The sequence below is a fragment of the Streptococcus sp. 1343 genome (assembly GCF_013277355.1).
Lineage (GTDB): Bacteria > Bacillota > Bacilli > Lactobacillales > Streptococcaceae > Streptococcus > Streptococcus pseudopneumoniae.
This window is the reverse complement of record NZ_VMMT01000028.1, coordinates 92,208-98,207: the sequence shown is the minus strand read 5'-3', so window position 1 is coordinate 98,207 and position 6,000 is coordinate 92,208. Positions and strand designations below refer to the sequence as shown.

Genomic DNA, 6,000 nt, shown 5'->3' with positions numbered 1-6,000 from the left:
TCCATGGCAACAGGTTGGGAGCAAGTTGATGGTTCATGGTACTATCTCAACGATAATGGTTCTATGGAGATAGGTTGGCTACAAAATAATGGTTCATGGTACTACCTCAACAGCAACGGTTCTATGAAAGCCAATCAATGGTTCCAAGTTGGCAGTAAATGGTATTATGTAAATGCATCGGGTGAGCTAGCGATCAATACAAGTATAGATGGCTATAGAGTCAATGATAATGGTGAATGGGTGCGTTAACAGATTCCTCCCTGCGACACAATTGATAATAGTATGTCTGGATATATAATTATGTATAAAAAGCTATAGATAAGCTCATCTTATAGCGACTATAAAAAAGTGAACAAACCTAGTCTTCTGTACATTAGAATTCAGGTTTGTTCACTTTTTGTTTAATACTCAATGAAAATCAAAGAGCAAACTAGCCGCAGGTTGCTCAAAGCCCTGTTTTGAGGTTGTGGATGAAGCTGACGCGGTTTGAAGAGATTTTCGAAGAGTATAAGTCTTTGATTTTGAGACTAAGGAGAGTCAGGGTCAAAGTAGTGAATGATTCTGAAACAACTCATAATAGTCTCTTGAGAGGACAGATAAGAGTAACAAATATGGTGCTACTCATGTGTCTTGCATTTTGATTTACAAACAGCGAAGAAAATATAGGAAGCTGAAATAAAATATAGATGAATCAATTTGGAGAGTCAACGCAATATATGGCAATATTTTCGAAGCTAGGGGGAAGCATTTTAATTTCAATGTACTAGGCGTCCTCTACAGCTAGCTAGAGTTTCAATTGTAGATGTTCTTTGAAATAATATCTTAGCGATTTATTGGTATTAGAAGATTTAGAGAAATTCTTTCTCAATAAATAAACATGGCATCGCCAAAACTAAAGAAGCGGTAGTGTTCTTGGATGGCATGGTGGTAGGCATCTAAGACTAATTCGCGGCCAGCAAAGGCAGAAACTAACATGACCAGAGTTGATTTTGGCAGGTGGAAGTTAGTTGAGAAGGCATCAACAACCTTCCATTCATATCCAGGTTTGATAAAGATATTGGTCCAGCCAGAATCTGCTTGGATTTGCCCATCAAACTTGGAACCAATGGTCTCCAAGGTGCGGATAGAAGTGGTTCCGACAGCGATGACGCGACCACCATTTTCCTTAACAGAGCGAAGGGTGGCAGCAGCTTCCTCAGAAAGTTGGTAGAATTCTGAGTGCATTTCGTGTTCGTCCAGATTATCAACAGAAACGGGCCTAAAGGTACCGAGTCCGACATGGAGAGTCAGATAGACTAGATGAACACCCTTAGCTTGGATTTCTGCCAACAGTTCTTTGGTGAAGTGAAGACCAGCAGTCGGTGCAGCAGCAGAGCCACTTTCCTTGGCGTAAACGGTTTGATAGCGTTCACGGTCATCTAGTTTTTCATGGATATAAGGTGGTAATGGCATTTCTCCCAGACTTTCCAAAACTTCTAGGAAAATTCCGTGGTATTCGAAGCGGACAATGCGGCCTCCGTGGGTCAATTCTTCTGTAATGACAGCGCTGAGGCGACCATCACCAAAGCTGATACGAGTACCGACCTTGAGGCGTTTGGCAGGTTTAGCCAGAACTTCCCACTCATCTCCAGCAGTATTTTTGAGCAGGAGAAGTTCCACATGGCCTCCAGTTTCTTCCTTTTGACCATAGAGGCGGGCAGGGAGAACGCGGGTGTCGTTCATAACGAGGGCATCACCAGGTTCCAGCATATCAATAATGGAGTGGAAGTGTTTGTCCTGCATTTTTCCTGTCTCACGGTTGACGATGAGGAGTTTAGAGGCATCTCGTTTTTCAAGGGGTGTTTGGGCAATCAATTCCTCAGGTAAGTGGAAGTCAAAATCAGCTGTATTCATATATCTGTTCATTCTTTCTAAGTTCTAATCCTATCCATTATAACATGTTTCAAGTATAGACGCTCTTTTTTTAGAAATTAAATCGTTTTCACTTGACAAAAATTGGTCTATACCATATAATAAAAATAGATAGAAATGGAGGATGAAAAGATGAAAGTTATTAAAGTTGAAAACCAAATCGAAGGTGGAAAAGTTGCTTTTGAGATTTTGAAGGAAAAATTAGCCAATGGCGCTCAAACCTTAGGGCTTGCGACAGGAAGTAGTCCACTTGAATTTTATAAGGAAATTGTTGAAAGTGACCTCGATTTTTCAAATCTAACCAGTGTCAACCTTGATGAGTATGTAGGCCTTGATGGCGACAATCCACAGTCTTACCGTCACTTCATGCAAGAAAACTTGTTCAACCAAAAACCATTTAAAGAAAGTTTCTTGCCTCGTGGTGTTAAGGATCATGCTGAAGCTGAAGTTGAACGCTACAACCAAATTTTGGCTGACCATCCAGTTGACCTGCAAATCTTGGGAATCGGTCGCAATGGGCATATCGGCTTTAATGAGCCTGGTACTCCATTTGACAGTCAAACGCATCTAGTAGAACTTGACCAGTCTACTATTGAAGCCAATGCGCGCTTTTTTGACAAGATTGAAGACGTCCCAACCCAAGCTATTTCAATGGGGATTAAGAACATCTTGGATGCCAAGTCAATCCTTCTCTTTGCCTACGGTGAGTCGAAAGCAGAAGCCATTGCCGGAACAGTGTCTGGCCCAGTGACTGAGAATCTACCTGCAAGTAGTCTCCAAAATCACCCTGATGTGACCATTATTGCGGATGCTGAAGCGCTTAGCTTACTTGAAAAATAAAAAGCAATGTTCTGTTGAACGCTTTCAACTCTTGTATAAATGGAAGAAAAAATCAAAATTAAACCGCATTTTTGCTTGACAATTATTCCTTTTACGTGTAGAATAAAATAGATATTGAACTTGAAGGGAGTGAAAAAAATGTCTAAAACAGTAGTACGTAAGAATGAATCTCTTGACGACGCACTTCGTCGTTTCAAACGTGCGGTTACTAAAGCTGGTACTCTTCAAGAAACACGCAAACGTGAATTCTATGAAAAACCTTCTGTAAAACGTAAACGTAAATCAGAAGCAGCTCGTAAACGTAAAAAATTCTAATTGAAATGAAAGGCTAGAGAAATCTAGTCCTTTTTCTTTTAATACTCTTCGAAAATCTCTTCAAACCACGTCAACGTCGCCTTGCCGTATGTATGTGACTGACTTCGTCAGTCTTATCTACAACCTCAAAACAGTGTTTTGAGCAACCTGCGGCTAGTTTCCTAGTTTGCTCTTTGATTTTCATTGAGTATAAATAAATACTCCAAAGCCTGCAAAAATCTGAAACTTCCTCCTACAATTTGATATAATAGAGAGAAGAACTCGATTGAAGGAGGAAATGATGTCGGTTTTAGTAAAAGAAGTGATTGAAAAGCTTAGACTAGACATTGTCTATGGCGAACCAGAATTGCTTGAAAAGGAAATCAATACAGCAGATATTACGCGACCTGGTCTTGAAATGACAGGTTATTTTGACTACTACACGCCAGAGCGGATTCAACTTTTGGGGATGAAGGAGTGGTCTTATCTGATCAGCATGCCTTCCAACAGCCGTTATGAAGTTTTGAAAAAAATGTTTCTACCTGAGACACCAGCGGTCATTGTTGCCCGTGGTTTGGTGGTTCCAGAGGAGATGTTAAAAGCAGCCAGAGAATGTAAGATTGCTATTTTAACCAGCCGTACAGCGACAAGTCGTTTATCTGGAGAGTTATCTAGCTATCTGGATTCTCGTTTGGCAGAACGTACCAGTGTTCATGGGGTTTTGATGGATATCTATGGGATGGGCGTCTTGATTCAGGGAGATAGTGGAATTGGTAAGAGTGAGACAGGTCTGGAACTTGTCAAACGTGGTCACCGCTTGGTAGCTGATGACCGGGTCGATATCTTTGCCAAGGATGAGATTACTCTTTGGGGTGAACCGGCTGAAATCTTGAGACACCTGATTGAAATTCGTGGGGTTGGGATTATCGATGTCATGAGCCTCTACGGTGCCAGTGCCGTCAAGGATTCTTCACAGGTTCAACTTGCTGTCTATTTGGAAAACTATGATACACATAAGACTTTTGATCGTCTTGGAAACAATGCAGAGGAAATAGAAATTTCTGGCGTAGCCATTCCTCGTATCCGCATTCCAGTTAAAACAGGTCGTAATATTTCTGTCGTGATTGAGGCAGCTGCCATGAATTATCGTGCCAAGGAAATGGGCTTTGATGCGACCCGTTTGTTCGAAGAACGACTGACAAGTCTCATCGCTCGAAATGAGGTGCCTAATGCTTGATCCAATTGCTATTCAACTAGGCCCTCTAGCCATTCGTTGGTATGCCTTGTGTATTGTTACAGGTTTGATTCTTGCGGTTTATTTGACCATGAAAGAAGCGCCTAGAAAGAAGATCATACCAGACGATATTTTAGATTTTATCTTGATAGCCTTTCCCTTGGCTATTTTAGGAGCTCGTCTCTACTATGTCATTTTCCGTTTTGATTATTATAGTCAGAATTTGGGAGAGATTTTTGCCATTTGGAATGGTGGTTTGGCCATTTACGGTGGTTTGATAACTGGGGCACTTGTACTCTATATCTTTGCTGATCGTAAACTCATTAACACTTGGGATTTTCTAGATATTGCGGCGCCTAGCGTCATGATTGCCCAAAGTTTGGGTCGCTGGGGCAATTTCTTTAACCAAGAAGCTTATGGTGCAGCAGTGGATAATTTGGATTATCTACCTGTCTTTATTCGTGACCAGATGTATATTGAGGGGAGCTACCGTCAGCCGACCTTTCTTTATGAGTCCCTATGGAATCTACTTGGATTTGCCTTGATTCTGATTTTTAGACGAAAATGGAAAAGTCTCAGACGAGGTCATATCACGGCCTTTTACTTGATTTGGTATGGTTTCGGTCGTATGGTCATCGAAGGCATGCGAACAGATAGTCTCATGTTCTTTGGCCTTCGAGTGTCTCAATGGCTATCAGTTGTCCTTATCGGACTGGGTATTTTTATCATTCTATATCAAAATCGAAAGAAGGCCCCTTACTATGTTACAGAGGAGGAAAACTAAATGTTAGAAGTTGCATATATTTTTGTTGCCCTTGCTTTGATTGTATTTTTAGTGTATCTAATCATTACTGTACAAAAGCTTGGCCGTGTTATCGATGAAACAGAGAAGACGATTAAAACCTTGACTTCAGATGTGGATGTGACCTTGCATCATACCAATGAATTGCTGTCTAAGATCAATGTCTTGGCAGATGATATTAATGTCAAGGTGGCAACGATTGATCCACTCTTTAGTGCTGTTGCAGATTTATCTCTATCTGTTTCAGACCTCAATGACCATGCGCGTGTCTTGAGCAAGAAAGCTTCATCAGCTGGTTCAAAAACACTCAAGACTGGGGCAAGTTTATCAGCTCTTCGTCTTGCAAGTAAATTTTTAAAAAAATAAAAAAGGAGAATCCTTATGGGTAAATTATCCTCAATCCTTTTAGGAACCGTTTCAGGTGCAGCTCTTGCCTTGTTTTTAACAAGCGACAAGGGCAAACAAGTTTGCAGTCAGGCTCAAGATTTTCTGGATGATTTGAGAGAAAATCCAGAGTATGCCAAGGAGCAGGTCTGTGAAAAACTGACAGAAGTCAAGGAGCAGGCTACAGATTTTGTTCTTAAAACCAAAGAACGGGTTGAGTCGGGTGAAATCACTGTGGACAGCGTCCTTGCTCAAGCCAAATCATGTGCTCGTCAAGCGACAGAAGTATCAAAATATCGATTCAATAATCTCAAAGAGCAATGGCAAGAAAAGGCCGAAATTCTTGATGAATCAGAAGAGATTGTGATTGATATCAAAGAAGAAAAAATCTAGATTTGATGAGACTGGGCAAAAACTCAATTCTAGGAGAAAATGAAGTAGATCTTCCCATAATCAAACGCATAGTATCAAGGTTTTTCAAGGCCTGATATTATGCGTTTTTTGATTTTCATTGAGTATTATGGTATAATGGCAG

6 protein-coding genes and 2 pseudogenes are annotated in these 6,000 nt (G+C 40.7%); 7 read left to right on the top strand and 1 reads right to left on the bottom strand.

Going from position 1 to position 6,000, the window contains the following annotated elements:
• Positions 1-249: pseudogene (locus HT709_RS11775) on the top strand (N-acetylmuramoyl-L-alanine amidase family protein); the annotation flags it as partial.
• A gap of 615 nt (positions 250-864) precedes the next feature.
• On the opposite strand, the gene queA reads toward HT709_RS11775, so the two are convergent.
• On the bottom strand, positions 865-1,893 hold the full coding sequence (queA, locus tag HT709_RS05070) for a tRNA preQ1(34) S-adenosylmethionine ribosyltransferase-isomerase QueA (RefSeq protein ID WP_023936046.1): 1,029 nt from the start codon (positions 1,891-1,893) through the stop codon (positions 865-867).
• A gap of 150 nt (positions 1,894-2,043) precedes the next feature.
• Here queA and HT709_RS05065 point away from each other — a divergent pair, with 150 nt between their 5' ends.
• The 6 genes and pseudogenes from HT709_RS05065 (at position 2,044) to HT709_RS05040 (ending at position 5,858) form a co-directional block, all read left to right on the top strand.
• The gene (locus tag HT709_RS05065; RefSeq protein ID WP_000864588.1) at positions 2,044-2,751 is read left to right on the top strand and encodes a glucosamine-6-phosphate deaminase; all 708 of its coding nucleotides are present in this window, start codon (positions 2,044-2,046) and stop codon (positions 2,749-2,751) included.
• A 138-nt stretch (positions 2,752-2,889) separates the two neighbouring features.
• Complete coding sequence (gene rpsU, locus HT709_RS05060; protein ID WP_000048054.1) at positions 2,890-3,066, top strand: 30S ribosomal protein S21; 177 nt, start codon at positions 2,890-2,892, stop codon at positions 3,064-3,066.
• A gap of 280 nt (positions 3,067-3,346) precedes the next feature.
• Positions 3,347-4,282 carry an HPr(Ser) kinase/phosphatase gene (hprK, locus tag HT709_RS05055; RefSeq protein WP_000115147.1) on the top strand — a complete coding sequence of 312 codons (936 nt, stop codon included), beginning with the start codon at positions 3,347-3,349 and terminating at the stop codon, positions 4,280-4,282.
• Positions 4,275-5,063 (top strand): prolipoprotein diacylglyceryl transferase, encoded by a 789-nt coding sequence (lgt, locus tag HT709_RS05050; RefSeq protein ID WP_000886657.1) that lies wholly within the window; start codon positions 4,275-4,277, stop codon positions 5,061-5,063. The genes hprK and lgt overlap by 8 nt, the downstream gene beginning before the upstream one ends.
• Positions 5,064-5,490: pseudogene (locus HT709_RS05045) on the top strand (DUF948 domain-containing protein). It begins immediately after the preceding gene.
• Complete coding sequence (locus HT709_RS05040; protein ID WP_172925243.1) at positions 5,463-5,858, top strand: YtxH domain-containing protein; 396 nt, start codon at positions 5,463-5,465, stop codon at positions 5,856-5,858. Before HT709_RS05045 ends, HT709_RS05040 begins: the two are co-directional and overlap by 28 nt.
• The last annotated feature ends 142 nt before the right edge of the window (positions 5,859-6,000 follow it).

Coding starts and splice junctions, on each gene's coding strand:
- queA (WP_023936046.1), bottom strand. CDS start 1,893: ATGAATACAGCTGATTTTGACTTCCACTTACCTGAGGAATTGATTGCC.
- HT709_RS05065 (WP_000864588.1), top strand. CDS start 2,044: ATGAAAGTTATTAAAGTTGAAAACCAAATCGAAGGTGGAAAAGTTGCT.
- rpsU (WP_000048054.1), top strand. CDS start 2,890: ATGTCTAAAACAGTAGTACGTAAGAATGAATCTCTTGACGACGCACTT.
- hprK (WP_000115147.1), top strand. CDS start 3,347: ATGTCGGTTTTAGTAAAAGAAGTGATTGAAAAGCTTAGACTAGACATT.
- lgt (WP_000886657.1), top strand. CDS start 4,275: ATGCTTGATCCAATTGCTATTCAACTAGGCCCTCTAGCCATTCGTTGG.
- HT709_RS05040 (WP_172925243.1), top strand. CDS start 5,463: ATGGGTAAATTATCCTCAATCCTTTTAGGAACCGTTTCAGGTGCAGCT.